This window comes from Kosakonia oryziphila, assembly GCF_900094795.1.
Lineage (GTDB): Bacteria > Pseudomonadota > Gammaproteobacteria > Enterobacterales > Enterobacteriaceae > Kosakonia > Kosakonia oryziphila.
In genome coordinates, this window is sequence record NZ_FMBC01000023.1 from 57,856 (window position 1) to 75,537 (window position 17,682).

Below are 17,682 nucleotides of genomic sequence, written 5' to 3' on the forward strand. Positions count from 1 at the left end.
ACGGCAGTATTGCGCGAGCTCTGTTTCGCTGAGTGTGGCGGTTTCAATAATCACAGCCAGCCGGGCTTCGGCTGACCATTGGTCTGTGGTTTTGTCTGCACCCGGCACCGGTATTCCCTCTGCTTTCGCCTTGTTACGCCAGTAATAAAGGGTAGCTTCCGATATCCCTTCCATCTGTGCAACAGCGGTGACGGTCATGTTGTAAGGCGGCAGTAATTTAGCCAGTGCAGCAGCTTTACGTTCTGGTGAAATTCGTTTCACGATCTGTTCCCATCCTGTCATTAGTATTTTCGATGGGGGTGACAACTATCCTGACAGAGGGGGATACCGTAAAACTCGCCTTTTGGTCATACTTCCACTTTTCCCGCTCACTGGTAATCACATCGGTTCGGTATCAGATTTCAACACAAACGGTATAGTCTGTATCAGTATATACCGCTTGTTTTTGTTTGGTTTTCGCTCAATTTGCCTTTAGACTACATAAAACTGTAGGAATGGAATCTTTATGAGCACTTACATAGACATAGCAAAACGTATAGCACAGATCATTACCTCACCTGAAACAGCCGTAGGACTTGTTCACGGTGTTTTATCAGTCCCTCAAGACTTGGGCTATCTTGCTTATGGTTTTATAGATACTGATTCAAGATACAACAGAGAGACGGAACGGATCAGACTGATTAAAGCTATACGCTTTGGTATTCTTCAAAATGAAAATTTTGTCAGGACGATTGAAACAGTATTGAATAAATTTAATCAATATGTTCCAGAGAAAAAAAGGGAGGGTATCTACGCTAAGATTGGTGCATCAGTAGTTGGGCGAGCTATTACCAACTCTATAATATCCAAAAAAATAGCAACTTCTATAGCTCAAAGAAGCTCCCTCATGGTAGCTCTACGTGGCGGTATAGTCGGGAATACCCTGTTAGCTGGAGGTATGGCAGAACGTAGTATATACACATCTCAAAGGCTTCAAAGCACCGATCCAGAAATATATTACACATTGCGTCAAAGAAACTACGATTTTCTTTATTTCCTTGTTGAACCAGCATTACACCCCTTTATTGAAGCGTTAAGAGTTAGAAGGACTCAAGGAGAAACGGCATTCAATCAGATTCTGGATCTTGTTGAAAAAGGGGTTAATCATGGCAGATAATAAAATTAAAAAACTATCATTTGGAAAGCGAGTATTTCATAGCTTCTTAGAATACGCTGTTTCATTACTTGGTGGTATTTTGGTTTTTTTATGTATTTATTGGTTCTTCCACTTTGAAACATGGCATGAACGATTTATATATATAATTGTTAGTATGGTTGTAGTATACATCATTGTTAAACTTCTACCTGAAAGACCGGAAGAATAGGATTTTACCCACAAAAGAATTTACCAATGTCTTTACCAGCTTATTTTTTATGCGATGAAAACGGTGTTCAAATAAAAGGCTCCTGCACCGCTTTATGTCGTGAAGGTGCTATAGAGGTAATGAATACTCAACATGGCATTACATTACCCACTGATTCACACAGGCTCAATGACAGGAACAAGGCAGCATGAGCCTGTCATTATGAGCAAGGAAGTAGATAAGTCTGCACCATATCTATTTGATTTTGTTTGTTCGTGTAAAAGACTTAAAACCGTAATTATAAGATTCTACGGTATCAATGATGCGGGTGTTGAATTGGAAATTTATAATATAACACTGAATAGTGTTGTGATTTCCTCGGTTGTATTCAATCATGCTTATATTCCCGGTTCCACCACTCCTAATATGACGGAGTTTGTTAAACTTAGATACCGTGGTATTGCGTGGAATTATTTACTTGGAAATATTAAAAGGGAAGATTATTGGGGTAAAGAGTTAGAGAAAAAAGAGGAAAAAGCCAACTAAACAGAACAGCCCCGAAAAGCCCGTACTTTCGTACAGGCTCTTATCTGAAATGATGGCGGTGAGGGGGGGATTGACTCGCTTCGCTCGCCCTGCGGGCAGCTCACTCATGTTATTCGTGGTCTGTCCAACGGGCAGTTGCCCGTTGTCGAACCCCGGTCGGGGGTTCTCACCCCCCCTGAAGGGAGAATATAAAAGAAAAAGCCCGTACTTTCGTACAGGCTCTTATCTGAAATGATGGCGGTGAGGGGGGGATTCGAACCCCCGATACGTTGCCGTATACACACTTTCCAGGCGTGCTCCTTCAGCCACTCGGACACCTCACCACATTGTCGTCCCGACGTTACCGGGACGGGCGCTAATGTAGGGAAAAGCCATTACGGCGTCAATCCTCTTTTTCAATAAATTAGCGTGTTTAGACAAACTTCAAACAACCTGCTTCGTAAACGTTCTGAAATCGCTTTTTTTCTCGTCACGGGACTTTCTCCTCGGCGTACAGGAGAAATTTGTTATGCTGATCACTCTTTTAAAAATCACCAACAGAACCGGAAATCATCCGGATACATCACAACGAGTTTTGGAGTTGGTATGGACATTATTTTTTATCACCCTTCTTTTAATAGCGATTACTGGATTAACGCACTGCGTAAAGCAATGCCACAGGTGCATGTTCGTGCATGGACGGCAGGCGATAATGCCCCGGCGGATTATGCCCTGGTGTGGCATCCACCTGTCGAAATGCTTAAAGGGCGTAAACTGAAAGGGGTGTTTGCGCTTGGCGCAGGGGTGGATGCCATTCTCGGTCAGCTCAGCACCAACCCTGGGATGCTGGCAGATGATATTCCGCTATTTCGCCTTGAAGACACCGGGATGGGATCGCAAATGCAAGAGTATGCGGTAAGTCAGGTGTTGCACTGGTTCCGGCGTTTTGATGATTATCAGGCATTAAAACTGCAGTCCAGGTGGCAACAACTGGAAGAGTATGAGCATACCGATTTCACTGTTGGTATTCTTGGCGCGGGCGTGCTGGGTTCAAAAGTCGCGGAAAGCTTGCTGCCGTGGGGATTTCCGGTTCGTTGCTGGAGTCGCAGCCGTAAGTCGCTGCCTGGTATACAAAGTTTTGCCGGCCCCGAAGAACTGGGCGATTTTTTACAGGGTACTCGCGTGCTGATCAACTTGCTGCCGAATACGCCGGAAACAGTTGGTCTTATTAATCAGTCGTTGCTTAACCAACTCGCCGAACACAGTTACGTGATGAACCTGGCGCGCGGCGTCCACGTTGTGGAAGCCGATCTGCTGGCGGCGCTGGAGAGCGGAAAGGTGAAGGGCGCGATGCTTGATGTATTCAGCCACGAGCCGCTCCCTGCCGATAATCCGCTGTGGGCGCATCCGCGTGTAGCAATGACTCCGCACATTGCGGCATTCACCAGACCGACTGAAGCCATTGAGTTTATCAGCCACACTATTAGCAAACTGGAGCGCGGAGAAACCGTCAGCGGGCGCGTTGACAGAGTTCGGGGTTATTGATGAAAGCCCGGCCAGGCCGGGTTTTGTCATTAAAATCGACACCGATAACTGCTATCCTTGCAAGAAATAACGACAGGAGTGAGCCATGTACCCCGTTGACCTGCATATGCATACCGTCGCCAGCACCCATGCTTATAGCACGCTTCATGATTATATTGCCGAAGCAAAAAGCAAAGGCATCAAACTGTTTGCCATTACTGACCACGGCCCGGATATGGCGGATGCGCCGCATTACTGGCACTTCGTCAATATGCGCATCTGGCCGCGTTTGGTGGATGGCGTGGGGATTTTGCGCGGTATTGAGGCCAACATTAAGAACACTGATGGTGAGATCGACTGCACTGGCCCGATGCTGACATCACTCGATCTAATCATTGCCGGTTTCCATGAGCCGGTCTTTCCGCCGCAGGATAAAGCCACACATACGCAGGCGATGATTGCCACGATGGCCAGTGGCAATGTGCATATTATCAGCCATCCTGGCAACCCGAAATTTGAAGTTGATATTCCTGCAATCGCGGAAGCTGCCGCAAAATATCAAGTAGCGCTGGAAATTAACAACTCTTCCTTTATGCACTCACGCATAGGCAGTGAAGCTAACTGCCGTGCGGTTGCCGCCGCGGTGCGTGATGCCGGTGGCTGGGTCGCGCTGGGATCGGATTCTCACACCGCGTTTACGTTGGGTGATTTCACTGAATGCCGTAAGGTACTCGATGATGTCGGTTTCCCGGAAGAACGTATTTTGAATGTCTCACCGCGTCGCCTGCTGAGTTTCCTTGAGTCACGCGGCATGGCGCCGATTGCTGAATTTGCAGAACTTTAATACTGACTGGAACAACTGAATGAACGAATTTTCTATCCTCTGCCGCGTACTTGGCTCACTGTTTTACCGTCAACCGCAGGATCCGCTGCTGGTGCCGCTGTACACCATGATCCGCGAGGGGAAACTGGCGGAAAGCTGGCCTCTGGAGCAGGATGAATTGCTGGAGCGCCTGCAAAAAAACTGCGATGTGCAGGCACTGGCTACCGATTATAACGCGCTGTTTGTCGGTGAAGAGTGCCGGGTGTCCCCGTTTCGTAGCACTTGGGTGGATGGCGCTACAGAAGCCGACGTGCGTTCATTTTTGTCGAGTCGTGGCATGCCGTTAACCGATGCGCCAGCCGATCATATTGGCACATTGCTGCTGGCAGCCTCGTGGCTGGAAGATCAGTCAGCCGAAGATGAAAGCGAAGCGCTGGAAACGTTATTTGCAGAATATCTGCTGCCGTGGTGTGGCACATTTCTCGGCAAAGTGGAAGCACATGCCACTACACCGTTCTGGCGTACAATGGCGCCGCTAACGCGTGATGCTATCTCTTCTATGTGGGATGATCTGCAGGAATCCGCAGAGGAATAAATGTGACATTCCAATTATTGAGCCTTTAGTTACATTAATCAGGCGCGTATTTGCTACTGCTAAGATGTGCGCCTGATTTGCTTGCGCATGATAGTGTTGTCGCTTGTCGTCGGGTTGTTGTTCGGTTATGCCATGAAAAACGCGGCCTGTGGCATGTAACACTGGTGGGATGACAAAAGAAAAAAAGCGTGACGATTTAACCTGTCACGCTTTATATGTGTTTGCCATCAGGATTGCGGAGGCACCGCCGCCATCTCGCGATATTTGACCAGCACTTCGTTTTTGCTCTCTGCCTTGTTCTGCAGATCCCACAACCCGCGATCGATACCGTCATTAATCAGCAGAATTACCCCTGTCTCGATTGCTGACATCAGGCAAAGCATAACGGGTTCGTTAACCGTGTAGCCCACTTCGCCTTCCAGCAGACGCTGATAATCAATAAAGCGGAATACACCAGCCTGCACTTCATAGGACAAAATAGTCTTGCTGGTATTCACCGACGAGAGCACTTCGCCGGTATTGACATTGACCACGCGTAGGTTAACCGCTATCTGGTCAAGCTGATATTGCGTGTCAGCGCCAATACCGAAATAACGTGCGCCTATGCCTCCCGATTTCACATTGCTTTCATAACCGATAATTGACCCTTCAATCATGACGTTTGCAGCGGTCAGTGACTGGAGCGGGAAGCGATTATTAATAGCAACGGTACCGTTTTCCTGCGCCGCACGAATGATTTTACGTTCATTCAGCAAATTCTGTAGCCCCTGGCGTTCCAGTGGAACAAACCAGCGTGAATCTTTTAGCGCCGTCACCAGCATGGCGGTAGCGCTCTGCGGAACTGCAGTCGAGAAGTTACTGGCCGGGTAGGGTTTAAACTGCCCGGTTTCATCCTGAATGTTATACACCGACACAAATATTTTACCGGAAGGCGGCGGCAAGTGCGTTAAATCACTATAGCTTTGTGCCCGAGGTAATAACGTAGGTTTGGCAGCTTGTTTTGGCGGCGCGGTTAAGCATCCGCTTAATAAACACACGGCCAGAAGTATTAATAAGCGCTGCATGATTATTGTCCTGTAATGGCGATGCCTTAAAAATCGGTTGATCCGTTTTGTAAACCTGAAACCTGAATAGTCGATGTTTTGCCTGTTTTTCTATCCGTTACATTCAATTCTAACTGTCCATCTCTGTTAGCAATATCAACAATATAGTCGCTGGTTACCATGCGGCCGGGTTTGCCGGAATTTATATTCGTTAATAATCCCCCCAGTATTTGCGATTGAATTGCCTGAGTGAAATTATCAAGCGCCGATGGGGTTTGAACGCCAAGATCTTGATAGCTTGGATCTTTATAAGAATTTTGTGCCTGTGCGCTATTTAATAAAAAAGCGCCGTTATTGGGGTTACCACCGAAATTAGGGTTACGGAACTGGAAAGTCATTTGCCCAGCCCAACTTAAAGGTGTTATCAACATTAATGAAATGACGGCATATGTGATACGCATGTTACCCTCCGGATGTTTATCGTGTTTTAGAATTCATCTGTCGCTAAATCGTGGGTACTGAGTAATGCCTGATCAATTTGGCGACGGTCGAGCGCTGCGTGTGTCTGTGCAAGTGCAATATCAACGTTCTTTTCAAAATCACGCCGTGTCGGGAACATAAAAGTCTGGTAAACCACGCTCTGATTAATCGTAATGGTTATCCAGCTTCCCCAGCGAGCACTTGGTCTTTCATTGATAGCTAAATTCCCAGTCCAGGTACTTTCCCATTTATCACTAAAAGCCCGATAAAAATCGTGTCCGATCGAAGAAACCGTATGGTCGGTTAGTAATCCTGGAATCTCCACTTCGACTGCGTGCAGATTCCCGGCAGCCAGCAATAGCGTTGCTGCCGCAAGGTAGTGTAGTGCGCGTTTCATAGCGTTAACGCCTGAGATTATCGTTAGCCCAGGAGACCGCCTGAGTACGATTTTTTACTGCTATCTTTTTGAAAAGATTATAGAGATGGGTTTTAACCGTATTCTCGCTGATAAACAGAGAGCGGGCGATTTCAATATTGGATGCGCCAATGCGCAACTTATTCAAAATCTCTTTTTCTCTGTGTGTCAGCAACGCCGATTCCGAATTGTTGTAACGATAATTTCCAGAGTGGGTGATTAAGTAGCTGGCAAGCTTTTGTGAAAAATAGCACTCGCCGCGCTGGATCCCTCGCAATCCCTCAACCATGCGGGATTCGTCTTCCGATACGTAAAATACCCCGTTGAGATGCGGCCAGTTTTCGATATCACGGTACGGATATTCCTCAGGCGTATTCATCAACAATAATTTTAAATTATCATTTTTTCTGGACAAAACATCTTGCCAGTATTGAATGGTTTTCTTATCCGCCTCCATCATATCTAATAGCACCAGACAATCACCAGGAAAATCCTCAAGTGAGCGTTGAATGTTGTGCAATTTTCCCGTTATCGTCAGAGATTGTTTAAGATGCTGCAACAAGGCTGTTGCTTGCAAGGAGGGTTTGGTAATTAACAACAATGCCTGATTGTAAGAACTTTGGACTTCATTGAACATGATGAAACCCCGCGTTAATGACATCCGCAGCCTCCCCACCCAAAGCTGGGGAACCAGAAGTACTGACAGATGCTATGTTACTGTGTGTAATAATTATGTTACTTTGCGTAATGCTAAATACATAATCCCTAATGATTAAGGGAAATTAATAAATCCAAATAAGTCTGCTAATCCCAATCTAGTCTTTGCCATTCTTAAAGCAAGTGTTAAACGTGTAACAAAATGTAAAAATGAATATTAAAACATTTCTCTGTGTTTTTTTATTGTTTAGTTTTGATAGATAAGTTGTACACAAAATCACATTTGCACAAATTTAAAAATCATACAAAGTAATATAATTCATTGTATTTAAAACGGTTTATTAATAGCCTGAAAGTGGTATGAGGAATATCCCAAGAAAGATTTTGGTATGAGATAGGGCGTCCAATTTGCACAGCTAAAAAAGGATGGATTGTGAAGGGTGAACAAAGAAATGTTATCTCCATCTCAGAATATGTTCGCTGATTACTTCGTTGCAACCATATTGTTATAAGCAACCCCGCCTGTTTAGAAAAGCCAAATACCCCCTCTATATGCGCACATCGATAACAATATAAATATTAATGCCTTAGTATTAAGAGTAGAACAAAAAATACGAATCATGGGGGAGATATTTTATTTTTCTCTCTGACCATACTGACTTCCGTAACGCAGCGTTAACAAATTTAAAGAATGTGTTATCGCCAGCGGTACAAATATTTAAAATACCTTTTTAATATATGTCCAGGTCCAGGGTGACAACATGAAAAACAAAGTGTTATTTATGATGTTAATGATGCTGGGTGCACCTGGGTTTGCCGCTGCTACAGGTTATGATATGGCAGGTTCAGAGTATAACCTGGCGGTGAATGAATTAAGTGCCGCTTCCTACAATAAAGCGGCTATTATTGGTCAATTCGGTGCAAATAATAACGCACAAATTAGCGAGGCTGGTTCGAAATTATTGTCAGTTATTTCCCAGCATGGCGGGAATAATTCGGCAAAAATTGACCAGTCAGGAGCATATAACCTTGCATATATCGATCAGTCAGGCAGCGCCAATGACGCGGATATTACGCAAGGAGCTTATGGCAATACCGCAATGATTATCCAAAAAGGATCGGGTAACAGGGCGAGTATTTCACAGTACGGTACACAGAAAACAGCAGTCATTGTTCAGAGACAGTCGCAAATGGACATACGCGTTATTCAACGTTGATGTCATTGTGGCTTTAAATCAATCCAATGGGGGTTCATCATGAAACTTTTCAAAGTGGCAGCATTAGCAGCGATCGTCGTTTCAGCCAGTGCTTTTGCAGGCAGCGTCCCGCAGTTCCCGGGTCATAGCGGTCCGAATTCAGAACTGAACATCTACCAGACCGGTAGCGGTAACTCCGCGCTGGCACTGCAAGCCGATGCACGTGACTCTACAACGACGATTCGTCAGAATGGATCAAGCAACGCTGCTGATGTTGGCCAGGGGTCTGATGATAGTACCATCAGCCTGTCACAAAATGGTTTCCATAACAGCTCAACTATTGAACAGTGGAACAGCAAAGATTCTACAATTGCGGTCAGCCAGTATGGTGGAGGTAACGGCGCATTGGTTAACCAGACTGCTTCTGACTCTACCGTAACCGTACGTCAGGTTGGTTTCGGCAACAATGCTAATGCTAAGCAGTACTAACAGCCCTATTGTTTGAAGCGACAGGGCTGCGGCCCTGTCTCTTTTTGGGAGGCGTTATGAATACGTTGTTATTACTTGCCGCTCTGACCAGCCAGATTACTTTTGACACAAACCGCGTCGGTGATATGTACACGATTACCCCACGAGTTTTACTCGCTGAAAATTGCGTCTGTCAGGTGCAGATTCTGGCAACGCGACAGGGGGAAGGCGGTCAGAGTCGCACAGAGCAGCGTAAAACCATTCAAATTGTCGCGAATCAACCGACACCGTTAATGCGCTTAAGCATGAATATTGAAGCGCGAGATAGTGTCGATATTGTGGTTACCGTTACAGATGGTCAGTCACTAAATTTATCCCAGCATTGGGTATCACAGCAAAAAATTTAACTTATTAAGTTTAATGATGTTTTAAATAAAAATGAGATAGTTCAATGCTGTGAAATTTGATTAAATAATGTATGCATACAGTTGACATTTTCACCTGTAAAGATCACCCATTATTGATGTTTATATGTCAGCCTCCAGCATACTGCTTGTTCCAGCAGTTATTTTATGCCGCCAGCGTTATACATTTTGAAGGGCTGTTATTGAAACCCCTGGTGATATCAGTGTCGATGTTCACCGTGTGACGTGGCCTGCGACCGCAAGGGACAGGTTAAAACCCAACAATGGGTTATTTAGGGGGATATTCCCACTATCAGCGTGGATGTTATCGTTAATGCGGCGAATTCATCACTGCTCGACGGTGGTCGGGTGGATGGTGCTTCAGAAGCTGAAGTGCGTACACTTTTGTCGAACTGTGGCATACCGTTAACCGATGCGCCAGCCGATCATATTGGTACATTGCTGCTGGCAGCCTCCTGGCTGGGAGTTCAGTCAGCCGAAGATGAAAGCCAGGCGCTGGAAACGCTGTTGCCGTGATGCGACACCTTCTTCGGCTAAGGTTGGAGCCGGTGCTGCTACGCTGTTTTGGCGTGCAACGTCGCCGCTTACGCGCGATGCGATTCCAGCAGTATGGAGAGTATGGGGTGAATCGCAGGAAGAATTCGCTGAATAATGTGATTATCATCACTAATTAAATGTAACGAATAGTTCATGGTTTCAATTAATGTGCTTGTAGTCACATAAGCCAGCCGCGCATTTGCTATGATGCGCGCCATGAACATTCTCCTTTCTATTGCACTGACGACAGGTATCCTCTCTGGCCTTTGGGGTTGGGTGGCGGTTTCCCTCGGCTTGATTAGCTGGGCGGGTTTTCTCGGATGTACGGCCTATTTTGCCTGTCCGCAGGGCGGGTTGAAAGGGCTGCTTATCTCCGCCTGCACGGTTATGAGTGGCGTTGTCTGGGCGCAAGTGATTATCCATGGTGCAGCGCTGGCACCGCATTTGGCAATCGTCGGTTACATAATGACCGGCGTGGTGGCATTCCTGATGTGTTTGCAAGCCAAAAGTGTGCTGCTCTCTTTTGTACCGGGCACGTTTATTGGTGCCTGCGCGACATTCGCCGGACAGAGTGAGTGGCAGATGATTGTGCCTTCGCTCGCCGTCGGGCTGCTTTTCGGTTATGCCATGAAAAACAGCGGCCTATGGATTGCTGCTCGCCTCGCGCAGCCTTTGCTAAATGAGCAAGAAAAAATAAAATCGCATCAATAAAAAATCTTATAAAAACAGCCTTATAGCCAGCAATAGCCTGTTTTTGCGCTAATCTATTAAAGTGTTCAATTAAAAATGCCGATGAGTCAGGTATGCGGAATATCTGACTCCCACCATCAAGGATGAGCAATCTGTGAGGTGTATATGCGGCTTTTCATAGCATTCCTGTTTCCTGTGATTATCCTTCTATTTAGCACCTCTGCCGGTGCTGCGACGTCGGGCGGGATCATTCACTTCTATGGCGCGATTGTTGAGGGTGGCTGCGATCATCACACCCACGAGCAGCAACTGCAGCTCTCTTGTCCGCAGGGGCAAAAGGTCGTAACGCGGCAATTTTCGTTTCGTGATATTGCCGGACAGTCTTTTGCATCGCTGTCGAAAATAGAGATGCACTATATCAATCCAGAGCGTACAAAGGGCATTGTCGTTATGAGTTATTACTGATGGTGACTGCATATTGCCCCCGACCCAGGATACACTTACCGGAAATGCGGTTGATTGACCGGAAAGGGGGCACAAATGCAGGCACGTATGCAGGTACTTCAAGGGGATATCACTACTCTTGAGGTTGATGTCATTGTGAACGCCGCAAATCCGTCGCTACTTGGCGGCGGCGGTGTTGATGGTGCTATTCATCGCGCGGCAGGACCGGAATTGTTGAAGGCGTGCCAGCAGGTGCGTCAGCAACAGGGGGAGTGCCCTCCGGGGCATTCGGTGATCACCGCAGCAGGAAATTTGCGTGCCAAAGCGGTGATCCACACGGTTGGGCCGGTGTGGTGCGGCGGCGGTGAACACGAAGCTCGTCTGCTGGAGGATGCGTACCGTAACAGTCTGTTGCTCGCTGAAGCTAACGGCTACACCACGATCGCTTTCCCGGCGATAAGTACGGGTGTGTATGGCTACCCGAAACCGGCGGCAGCAGAGATTGCGGTCAACACGGTTTCTGCGCATCTGCTCCGGCGGCCTCAACTACAGCAGGTTTTGTTTGTCTGCTTTGATGCCGAAACGGCGCATCTTTACCAGCATTTACTCACTCAGCAGGGCGAAGAACCTGCAAAATAGGTGAAACGCAGGCTGCTCGCATGAGCCGCCTGCAAAATCAACGGGCGGTAGCGTGTGTTTTTACTTCTTTCTCCTGCGGTTTACCGGAGAAGAGAAAACGTAGCAGCGGAATGCGCAAGTGAATTTCATACAGCAAAACTGCAATCGCAATGACGAATACCAGCCCGGTGACAAAACCTAACGCGTTGGACTGAATATGTGGGGTGATCCATGCGCCGAAGAGCAGCGTCAGCGGATGGTGTACCAGATAAATAAATAGCGACGCATTGACAAAATAACTCACCCGCGGCGACTGAAAATTAAGCAACTGGTGCCCCAGCGAGAACACCACATTTACCATCCACAGTCCCAGCAGCATAGTAATTACCGCTTCGGTTTCATACATCCAGGCATCGCCGCTGCCATAGCGCTGGTTAAGCAGATAAGCAACAAACGCCAGCGCTGAACCAACCATACACCACGGTGACGGCGTGGTAAAAAGTGATTTTAGCCGTAGATTTATGAAAGTCAGCGCACCAAGGATAAAGAATGGAATGTAAAACAGCGACTGCATGACGGCGAAATTAAACAGGGCATCGCGCAATATATCGGGATACAACAGAAAAATAATGCGCCGAAATGCGGCCCAGACGATGCCCAGCAGCAGGAAGCAGAGGGAAAGCGTACCCAGGGAAATAAAACCAGGCAGGCAATCGGCATTGTTTTTTATTTTTTTAAACAACCACATGCCAACCGTTGTTAATATGATAAGTACCAATAGGAACCATAAATGAGATATCAACTCCCACGACAGCGTATTGAATTTGTCATACGCCGATAAGGTGCGCCATTCTTCGGTATTGTTATTCAGATATTGCAACATAATAAATTGCGGTAACGTGAGTAACGGAATTGCGGTGAGCATCGGTATACCGACGCGTTCAACGCGCACCTTCCACCAGCGTTTCAGCGGATAACGTAGATATAGCATGTACGAAAAATAACCGGATATAACAAAGAACACTTGCATGCGAAACGCATGAATAGCGTCATTAAACAGGGTCAGCCACCAGGAAGGATAGGTACTGTTAACGTGCCACATATGGCTGGAATAAATCAGCGAGATGTGGAACGGGATCCCAAGTAGCATTAACCACGCGCGGATGGAATCGAGGAAATATTCTCGTTGTGTGGGTAATCTGGCCATATAACTCCAGGCATTCTAAGACTTTTCGCCTTATCCATAAGACAAATAATGGTTACATTCGGAACTAACCCTACACTATGACCGATAACCTGTCTCCAGGATAAGCCTGTAAAACGATAAAGGTGGGTTTCTTTGCCTGATCAATGAGCCAGCAGGCAGAACAATACAGGGATTCAGTTGTCGGATTGGCTGAGTTTCCATTAAAATGGATCGGATCGATTTAAGCACACAAAGGGGGAAGTGCTTAGTTATTATGAAACCTAAATTACAAATGATGAAAATGCGTTGGGTCGGCGCTGCGGTTCTGTTGTCACTTTATACGTCATCGGGCTGGGCTTTTTCTATTGACGATGTCGCAAAACAGGCTCAATCCCTGGCTGGCAAAGGCTATGAAGCACCCAAGAGCAATCTGCCCTCTGCGTTCCGTGACATGAAATATGCGGACTATCAGCAGATTCAGTTCAACCACGACAAAGCCTACTGGAATGCGACCAACACCCCGTTTAAGCTTGAGTTTTATCATCAGGGCATGTACTTCGATACGCCGGTGATCCTAAACGAAGTGACCACCACCGCCGTTCGCCAAATTAAATACAGCCCGGACTATTTTAATTTCGGTAACGTTCAGCACGATAAAGACACTGTAAAAGATCTTGGGTTTGCTGGCTTCAAAGTTCTTTACCCCATCAATAATAAAGATAAAAACGATGAAATCGTCAGCATGCTGGGCGCAAGCTACTTCCGCGTGATCGGCGCCGGACAGGTTTATGGGCTCTCCGCGCGCGGTCTGGCGATTGATACTGCGCTCCCCTCCGGCGAAGAGTTCCCGCGTTTCCGTGAATTCTGGATCGAGCGTCCCAAGCCTGGCGATAAACGCCTGACGATTTACGCGCTGCTGGATTCACCGCGCGCTACGGGTGCCTATCGCTTCGTCATTATTCCTGGCCGCGATACCGTGGTGGATGTGCAGTCCAAAGTTTATCTGCGTGATAAAGTGGGCAAACTGGGCGTAGCGCCGCTGACCAGTATGTTCCTGTTCGGTCCGTCACAGCCCTCTCCTGCAACCAACTACCGCCCGGAACTTCATGATTCTAATGGTCTGTCGATGCTTGCTGGCAACGGCGAGTGGATCTGGCGCCCACTGAACAACCCGAAACATCTGGCTGTCAGCAGCTATGCGATGGAAAACCCGCAGGGCTTTGGCTTGTTGCAGCGTGGTCGTCAGTTCTCCCGCTTTGAAGACATTGATGATCGCTACGATCTGCGTCCGAGCGCCTGGGTTACACCGAAAGGCGAGTGGGGTAAAGGGAAGGTTGAGCTGGTGGAAATTCCGACCAATGACGAGACCAACGACAATATCGTCGCCTACTGGACGCCGGATCAACTGCCGGAACCAGGCAAGGAGATGAACTTTAAATACACCATCACTTTTAGCCGCGACGAAGATAAATTGCATGCGCCAGACAACGCCTGGGTACTGCAAACCCGTCGTTCGACTGGCGATGTAAAACAGTCGAACCTGATTCGTCAGCCTGACGGAACAGTTGCTTTTGTCGTCGATTTTACCGGCCAGGATATGAAAAAAATGCCGCAGGACACCCCAGTCACTGCGCAAGCCAGCATTGGCGATAACGGCGAAATCGTGGAAAACACCGTTCGCTATAATCCAGTGACGAAAGGTTGGCGTTTGATGTTGCGTGTGAAAGTTAAAGATCCGAAGAAAACGACGGATATGCGCGCAGCCCTGGTTAATGTCGACCAGACCCTGAGTGAAACCTGGAGCTATCAGCTACCTGCCAATGAATAAGACAACTGAGTATATCGACGCGCTGCCGCTTACGGATGCAGAGAAGGCCGTGCTGCCGACAGAGAGTATTCTGAGCGTGCATCAGGCGCTGGATGCTGGACACACGGACTGGAAACGTGAGGACGATACGCCGTTGGGTTCTGTGACGGCGCGCTTGCAGCACAGCTGGCCGGATTCACTGGGCAAAGAGCAGCTTATTAAGGATGAAGAAGGTCGTGCGCAACTTCAGGCAATGCCGAAAGCGAAGCGTTCTTCCATGTTTCCCGATCCGTGGCGTACCAACCCTATCGGTCGTTTTTGGGATCGCCTTCGTGGCCGGGAAGTGGCTCCACGTTATCTTTCTCGTCTGACGAAAGAAGAGCAGGCACACGAACAGAAATGGCGTACTGTCGGCTCAATCCGCCGTTATATTTTACTGCTGCTGACGCTGGCGCAGACGGTGGTGGCGACCTGGTATATGAAAACCATCCTGCCATATCAGGGCTGGGCGCTGATCAACCCGACCGATATGGCGGGCCAGAATCTGTGGGTTTCTTTTATGCAGTTGCTGCCGTACGTGCTGCAAACCGGCATCCTGATTCTGTTCGCCGTTTTATTCTGCTGGGTATCCGCTGGCTTCTGGACAGCGCTGATGGGCTTCCTGCAACTGCTGATCGGCCGCGACAAATACAGTATTTCGCACTCAACGGTTGGTGATGAGCCGCTTAATCCGGAACATCGTACCGCGTTGATTATGCCGATCTGTAATGAAGACGTGGATCGCGTTTTTGCGGGGCTGCGTGCGACCTGGGAATCAGTTAAAGCCACCGGGCAGCAACAGCACTTCGACGTCTATATCCTTAGCGACAGTTATAACCCGGATATCTGCGTTGCTGAGCAGAAAGCGTGGATGGAGCTGATCGCGGAAGTGCAGGGTGAAGGGCAGATCTTCTATCGCCGTCGCCGTCGCCGTGTGAAACGTAAAAGCGGCAACATCGATGACTTCTGCCGTCGTTGGGGCAGCCAGTACAGCTACATGGTGGTGCTGGATGCAGACTCCGTGATGAGCGGTGAATGTCTTACTGGCCTGGTGCGTCTGATGGAAGCCAACCCGAATGCCGGGATCATCCAGTCGTCGCCGAAAGCGTCCGGTATGGATACGCTCTACGCGCGCTGCCAGCAATTTGCTACCCGCGTTTACGGGCCGCTGTTCACTGCGGGGCTGCACTTCTGGCAGTTGGGGGAATCCCACTACTGGGGACATAACGCAATTATCCGCGTGAAGCCGTTTATCGAACATTGCGCGCTGGCGCCGCTACCGGGTGAAGGTTCTTTTGCGGGCTCTATTTTGTCGCACGACTTTGTGGAAGCGGCGCTGATGCGTCGTGCGGGCTGGGGCGTCTGGATCGCATATGACCTGCCGGGTTCATATGAAGAGTTGCCACCGAACCTGCTCGATGAACTGAAACGCGACCGTCGCTGGTGCCATGGTAACCTGATGAACTTCCGTCTGTTCCTGGTAAAAGGCATGCACCCGGTACACCGCGCAGTGTTCCTGACCGGCGTAATGTCCTACCTTTCCGCGCCGTTGTGGTTTATGTTCCTCGCACTCTCCACGGCGTTGCAGGTGGTGCATGCCCTGACTGAGCCGCAGTACTTCCTGCAGCCGCGTCAGTTGTTCCCGGTATGGCCGCAGTGGCGTCCGGAGCTGGCTATCGCGCTGTTTGCCTCAACGATGGTGCTGCTGTTCCTGCCGAAGCTACTTAGTATCATTCTGGTATGGTGTAAAGGGCCGAAAGAGTATGGCGGCTTCTTCCGCGTAACAATCTCGTTGCTGCTGGAAGTGCTGTTCTCGGTACTGCTGGCGCCTGTACGCATGCTGTTCCACACGGTATTTGTTGTCAGTGCCTTCCTCGGCTGGGAAGTGGTATGGAATTCGCCGCAGCGTGACGACGATTCCACGCCATGGGGTGAGGCATTTATGCGTCACGGCTCGCAGTTACTGTTGGGGCTGGTGTGGGCAGCGGGAATGGCGTGGCTGGATCTACGTTTCCTGTTCTGGCTGGCACCGATCGTATTTTCGCTGATCCTGTCGCCATTTGTATCAGTGATCTCCAGTCGCTCCAAGGTAGGTCTGCGTACGAAACGCTGTAAGCTGTTCCTCATTCCGGAAGAGTATTCGCCGCCGCAGGTGCTGGTGGATACCGATAACTACCTGGAACTGAACCGCTCGCGTTCGCTGGAGGATGGTTTTATGCATGCAGTGTTTAATCCTTCTTTCAACGCACTGGCTACAGCAATGGCAACTGCGCGTCACCGCTCCAGCCGCGTGCTGGAAATTGCCCGCGACCGTCATGTTGAACAGGCGCTAAACGAAACGCCTGAGAAGCTGAACCGCGATCGTCGCCTGGTGCTGTTAAGCGATCCAGTGACACTTTCGCGACTGCACTATCGCGTATGGTCCGCGCCGGAGAAATACCTCTCCTGGGTAAACCATTATGAAGAGCTGAAGCTAAATCCGCTGACGTTAAAGGCGAAGTAAGCCGACATTAGGGAAAATACCGGCCACAGCGCCGGTATTTTTTTACGCTCATCTGAATGCCACCTCCTGTGGAGGTGGTCAGCAAAAAGTTGGCTCTGCCAGTAATGCTACCCATGGGAAAATCCGAATCCGTTATCCCCATAACTGATAAGGATTTAACCATGAGTAGGTTCACAAAAGCATCTCATGTGCTTTGGTGTTGTCAATATCATATAGTCTGGACACCCAAATGCCGATTTCGCATCCTACGGAACAATGTTGGCAAAGAAGTTTACAAACAGATAAGGATTTCAAGTGAACAGCTCGGAATAGAAGTAGTGGAGCTGAATGTTCAGTTAGATCATGTTCATCTGCTAGTAAAAAT

22 protein-coding genes, 1 tRNA gene, 1 other RNA gene and 1 pseudogene are annotated in these 17,682 nt (G+C 48.3%); 16 read left to right on the forward strand and 9 right to left on the reverse strand.

Annotation, left to right across the window (positions count from 1 at the left end):
- Positions 1-282: transposase (locus GA0061070_RS25175; protein ID WP_425256055.1), on the reverse strand; the 282-nt coding region annotated here is incomplete at its 3' end.
- A gap of 223 nt (positions 283-505) precedes the next feature.
- Between GA0061070_RS25175 and GA0061070_RS12530 the strand changes: the two genes are divergently transcribed.
- The 3 genes from GA0061070_RS12530 to GA0061070_RS12540 all read left to right on the forward strand — a co-directional run bounded on the left by GA0061070_RS12530 (position 506) and on the right by GA0061070_RS12540 (position 1,889).
- The gene (locus tag GA0061070_RS12530; RefSeq protein ID WP_090136461.1) at positions 506-1,156 is read left to right on the forward strand and encodes a hypothetical protein; all 651 of its coding nucleotides are present in this window, start codon (positions 506-508) and stop codon (positions 1,154-1,156) included.
- Positions 1,146-1,364, forward strand: a complete 219-nt coding sequence (locus GA0061070_RS12535; protein ID WP_090136462.1) for a hypothetical protein — start codon at positions 1,146-1,148, stop codon at positions 1,362-1,364. Before GA0061070_RS12530 ends, GA0061070_RS12535 begins: the two co-directional genes overlap by 11 nt.
- 132 nt (positions 1,365-1,496) lie before the next feature.
- Positions 1,497-1,889 carry an Hcp family type VI secretion system effector gene (locus GA0061070_RS12540; RefSeq protein WP_244153112.1) on the forward strand — a complete coding sequence of 131 codons (393 nt, stop codon included), beginning with the start codon at positions 1,497-1,499 and terminating at the stop codon, positions 1,887-1,889.
- 53 nt (positions 1,890-1,942) lie between these two features.
- Here the strand turns inward: GA0061070_RS12540 and GA0061070_RS12545 are convergent.
- Both GA0061070_RS12545 and GA0061070_RS12550 read right to left on the reverse strand, forming a co-directional pair.
- A non-coding RNA gene (locus GA0061070_RS12545) (RtT sRNA) lies at positions 1,943-2,079 on the reverse strand.
- Between the two features lie 45 nt (positions 2,080-2,124).
- Positions 2,125-2,212, reverse strand: a tRNA-Ser gene (locus GA0061070_RS12550).
- Between the two features lie 262 nt (positions 2,213-2,474).
- Here GA0061070_RS12550 and ghrA point away from each other — a divergent pair.
- The 3 genes from ghrA to GA0061070_RS12565 all read left to right on the forward strand — a co-directional run bounded on the left by ghrA (position 2,475) and on the right by GA0061070_RS12565 (position 4,810).
- Positions 2,475-3,413, forward strand: a complete 939-nt coding sequence (gene ghrA, locus GA0061070_RS12555) for a glyoxylate/hydroxypyruvate reductase GhrA (protein ID WP_090136463.1) — start codon at positions 2,475-2,477, stop codon at positions 3,411-3,413.
- An 85-nt stretch (positions 3,414-3,498) separates the two neighbouring features.
- Positions 3,499-4,236, forward strand: coding sequence for a phosphatase (locus GA0061070_RS12560; RefSeq protein WP_090136464.1), 738 nt, complete (start codon positions 3,499-3,501; stop codon positions 4,234-4,236).
- Positions 4,237-4,255: 19 nt separating this feature from the next.
- On the forward strand, positions 4,256-4,810 hold the full coding sequence (locus GA0061070_RS12565) for a TorD/DmsD family molecular chaperone (protein WP_090136465.1): 555 nt from the start codon (positions 4,256-4,258) through the stop codon (positions 4,808-4,810).
- Between the two features lie 227 nt (positions 4,811-5,037).
- On the opposite strand, the gene csgG is transcribed toward GA0061070_RS12565, so the two are convergent.
- From csgG to csgD, 4 genes are read right to left on the reverse strand one after another with little or no spacing between them, the layout of a single operon-like run.
- The gene (gene csgG / locus GA0061070_RS12570; protein WP_090136466.1) at positions 5,038-5,874 is read right to left on the reverse strand and encodes a curli production assembly/transport protein CsgG; all 837 of its coding nucleotides are present in this window, start codon (positions 5,872-5,874) and stop codon (positions 5,038-5,040) included.
- A 26-nt stretch (positions 5,875-5,900) separates the two neighbouring features.
- A complete protein-coding gene (gene csgF, locus GA0061070_RS12575) occupies positions 5,901-6,314 on the reverse strand; it encodes a curli production assembly/transport protein CsgF (protein WP_090136467.1) in 414 nt (137 codons plus the stop codon).
- Positions 6,315-6,340: 26 nt separating this feature from the next.
- Entirely contained in the window at positions 6,341-6,730 is a 390-nt protein-coding gene (gene csgE, locus GA0061070_RS12580) for a curli production assembly/transport protein CsgE (RefSeq protein WP_090136468.1), read from the reverse strand.
- Between the two features lie 4 nt (positions 6,731-6,734).
- On the reverse strand, positions 6,735-7,385 hold the full coding sequence (gene csgD, locus GA0061070_RS12585; RefSeq protein ID WP_090136469.1) for a biofilm master transcriptional regulator CsgD: 651 nt from the start codon (positions 7,383-7,385) through the stop codon (positions 6,735-6,737).
- Between the two features lie 781 nt (positions 7,386-8,166).
- On the opposite strand from csgD, the gene csgB reads away from it, so the two are divergent.
- The 4 genes and pseudogenes from csgB to GA0061070_RS12605 all read left to right on the forward strand — a co-directional run.
- The gene (gene csgB / locus GA0061070_RS12590; protein WP_090136470.1) at positions 8,167-8,622 is read left to right on the forward strand and encodes a curli minor subunit CsgB; all 456 of its coding nucleotides are present in this window, start codon (positions 8,167-8,169) and stop codon (positions 8,620-8,622) included.
- Positions 8,623-8,661: 39 nt separating this feature from the next.
- Entirely contained in the window at positions 8,662-9,090 is a 429-nt protein-coding gene (gene csgA / locus GA0061070_RS12595) for a curli major subunit CsgA (RefSeq protein ID WP_090136471.1), read from the forward strand.
- Positions 9,091-9,146: 56 nt separating this feature from the next.
- Complete coding sequence (gene csgC, locus GA0061070_RS12600; protein ID WP_090136472.1) at positions 9,147-9,476, forward strand: curli assembly chaperone CsgC; 330 nt, start codon at positions 9,147-9,149, stop codon at positions 9,474-9,476.
- Between the two features lie 366 nt (positions 9,477-9,842).
- A pseudogene (locus GA0061070_RS12605) lies at positions 9,843-10,146 on the forward strand (molecular chaperone); the annotation flags it as partial.
- On the opposite strand, the gene GA0061070_RS25180 reads toward GA0061070_RS12605, so the two are convergent.
- Positions 10,079-10,249 (reverse strand): hypothetical protein, encoded by a 171-nt coding sequence (locus GA0061070_RS25180; protein WP_167353573.1) that lies wholly within the window; start codon positions 10,247-10,249, stop codon positions 10,079-10,081. The pseudogene GA0061070_RS12605 and the gene GA0061070_RS25180 overlap by 68 nt on opposite strands.
- Here GA0061070_RS25180 and GA0061070_RS12610 point away from each other — a divergent pair.
- The 3 genes from GA0061070_RS12610 to ymdB all read left to right on the forward strand — a co-directional run bounded on the left by GA0061070_RS12610 (position 10,248) and on the right by ymdB (position 11,804).
- Positions 10,248-10,742 (forward strand): DUF1097 domain-containing protein, encoded by a 495-nt coding sequence (locus tag GA0061070_RS12610; RefSeq protein WP_139109762.1) that lies wholly within the window; start codon positions 10,248-10,250, stop codon positions 10,740-10,742. The genes GA0061070_RS25180 and GA0061070_RS12610 overlap by 2 nt on opposite strands.
- Positions 10,743-10,886: 144 nt before the next feature.
- Positions 10,887-11,186 (forward strand): type 1 fimbrial protein, encoded by a 300-nt coding sequence (locus tag GA0061070_RS12615; RefSeq protein WP_090136474.1) that lies wholly within the window; start codon positions 10,887-10,889, stop codon positions 11,184-11,186.
- A 75-nt stretch (positions 11,187-11,261) separates the two neighbouring features.
- On the forward strand, positions 11,262-11,804 hold the full coding sequence (ymdB, locus tag GA0061070_RS12620; RefSeq protein WP_090136475.1) for an O-acetyl-ADP-ribose deacetylase: 543 nt from the start codon (positions 11,262-11,264) through the stop codon (positions 11,802-11,804).
- A gap of 37 nt (positions 11,805-11,841) precedes the next feature.
- Here ymdB and mdoC read toward each other — a convergent pair whose 3' ends face one another.
- Positions 11,842-12,990 carry a glucans biosynthesis protein MdoC gene (mdoC, locus tag GA0061070_RS12625; protein ID WP_090136476.1) on the reverse strand — a complete coding sequence of 383 codons (1,149 nt, stop codon included), beginning with the start codon at positions 12,988-12,990 and terminating at the stop codon, positions 11,842-11,844.
- A gap of 271 nt (positions 12,991-13,261) precedes the next feature.
- On the opposite strand from mdoC, the gene mdoG reads away from it, so the two are divergent.
- The 3 genes from mdoG to tnpA form a co-directional block, all read left to right on the forward strand.
- Positions 13,262-14,797 (forward strand): glucans biosynthesis protein MdoG, encoded by a 1,536-nt coding sequence (mdoG, locus tag GA0061070_RS12635; protein ID WP_090136480.1) that lies wholly within the window; start codon positions 13,262-13,264, stop codon positions 14,795-14,797.
- Positions 14,790-17,318, forward strand: coding sequence for a glucans biosynthesis glucosyltransferase MdoH (gene mdoH, locus GA0061070_RS12640; protein WP_090136477.1), 2,529 nt, complete (start codon positions 14,790-14,792; stop codon positions 17,316-17,318). Before mdoG ends, mdoH begins: the two co-directional genes overlap by 8 nt.
- Before the next feature lie 161 nt (positions 17,319-17,479).
- A partial coding sequence (gene tnpA, locus GA0061070_RS12645; protein ID WP_139109763.1) for an IS200/IS605 family transposase occupies positions 17,480-17,682 on the forward strand: 203 nt, incomplete at its 3' end.

Excerpts from the sequence above, each read along its gene's own strand:
- csgC (WP_090136472.1), top strand. The coding sequence starts at position 9,147 with ATGAATACGTTGTTATTACTTGCCGCTCTGACCAGCCAGATTACTTTT.
- ghrA (WP_090136463.1), top strand. The coding sequence starts at position 2,475 with ATGGACATTATTTTTTATCACCCTTCTTTTAATAGCGATTACTGGATT.
- GA0061070_RS12615 (WP_090136474.1), top strand. The coding sequence starts at position 10,887 with ATGCGGCTTTTCATAGCATTCCTGTTTCCTGTGATTATCCTTCTATTT.
- GA0061070_RS12530 (WP_090136461.1), top strand. The coding sequence starts at position 506 with ATGAGCACTTACATAGACATAGCAAAACGTATAGCACAGATCATTACC.
- csgF (WP_090136467.1), bottom strand. The coding sequence starts at position 6,314 with ATGCGTATCACATATGCCGTCATTTCATTAATGTTGATAACACCTTTA.
- mdoC (WP_090136476.1), bottom strand. The coding sequence starts at position 12,990 with ATGGCCAGATTACCCACACAACGAGAATATTTCCTCGATTCCATCCGC.
- ymdB (WP_090136475.1), top strand. The coding sequence starts at position 11,262 with ATGCAGGCACGTATGCAGGTACTTCAAGGGGATATCACTACTCTTGAG.
- GA0061070_RS12535 (WP_090136462.1), top strand. The coding sequence starts at position 1,146 with ATGGCAGATAATAAAATTAAAAAACTATCATTTGGAAAGCGAGTATTT.
- csgE (WP_090136468.1), bottom strand. The coding sequence starts at position 6,730 with ATGAAACGCGCACTACACTACCTTGCGGCAGCAACGCTATTGCTGGCT.
- mdoG (WP_090136480.1), top strand. The coding sequence starts at position 13,262 with ATGATGAAAATGCGTTGGGTCGGCGCTGCGGTTCTGTTGTCACTTTAT.
- GA0061070_RS12540 (WP_244153112.1), top strand. The coding sequence starts at position 1,497 with ATGGCATTACATTACCCACTGATTCACACAGGCTCAATGACAGGAACA.
- csgA (WP_090136471.1), top strand. The coding sequence starts at position 8,662 with ATGAAACTTTTCAAAGTGGCAGCATTAGCAGCGATCGTCGTTTCAGCC.
- csgB (WP_090136470.1), top strand. The coding sequence starts at position 8,167 with ATGAAAAACAAAGTGTTATTTATGATGTTAATGATGCTGGGTGCACCT.
- GA0061070_RS12565 (WP_090136465.1), top strand. The coding sequence starts at position 4,256 with ATGAACGAATTTTCTATCCTCTGCCGCGTACTTGGCTCACTGTTTTAC.
- csgG (WP_090136466.1), bottom strand. The coding sequence starts at position 5,874 with ATGCAGCGCTTATTAATACTTCTGGCCGTGTGTTTATTAAGCGGATGC.
- csgD (WP_090136469.1), bottom strand. The coding sequence starts at position 7,385 with ATGTTCAATGAAGTCCAAAGTTCTTACAATCAGGCATTGTTGTTAATT.
- GA0061070_RS12560 (WP_090136464.1), top strand. The coding sequence starts at position 3,499 with ATGTACCCCGTTGACCTGCATATGCATACCGTCGCCAGCACCCATGCT.
- GA0061070_RS12610 (WP_139109762.1), top strand. The coding sequence starts at position 10,248 with ATGAACATTCTCCTTTCTATTGCACTGACGACAGGTATCCTCTCTGGC.
- GA0061070_RS25180 (WP_167353573.1), bottom strand. The coding sequence starts at position 10,249 with ATGGCGCGCATCATAGCAAATGCGCGGCTGGCTTATGTGACTACAAGC.
- mdoH (WP_090136477.1), top strand. The coding sequence starts at position 14,790 with ATGAATAAGACAACTGAGTATATCGACGCGCTGCCGCTTACGGATGCA.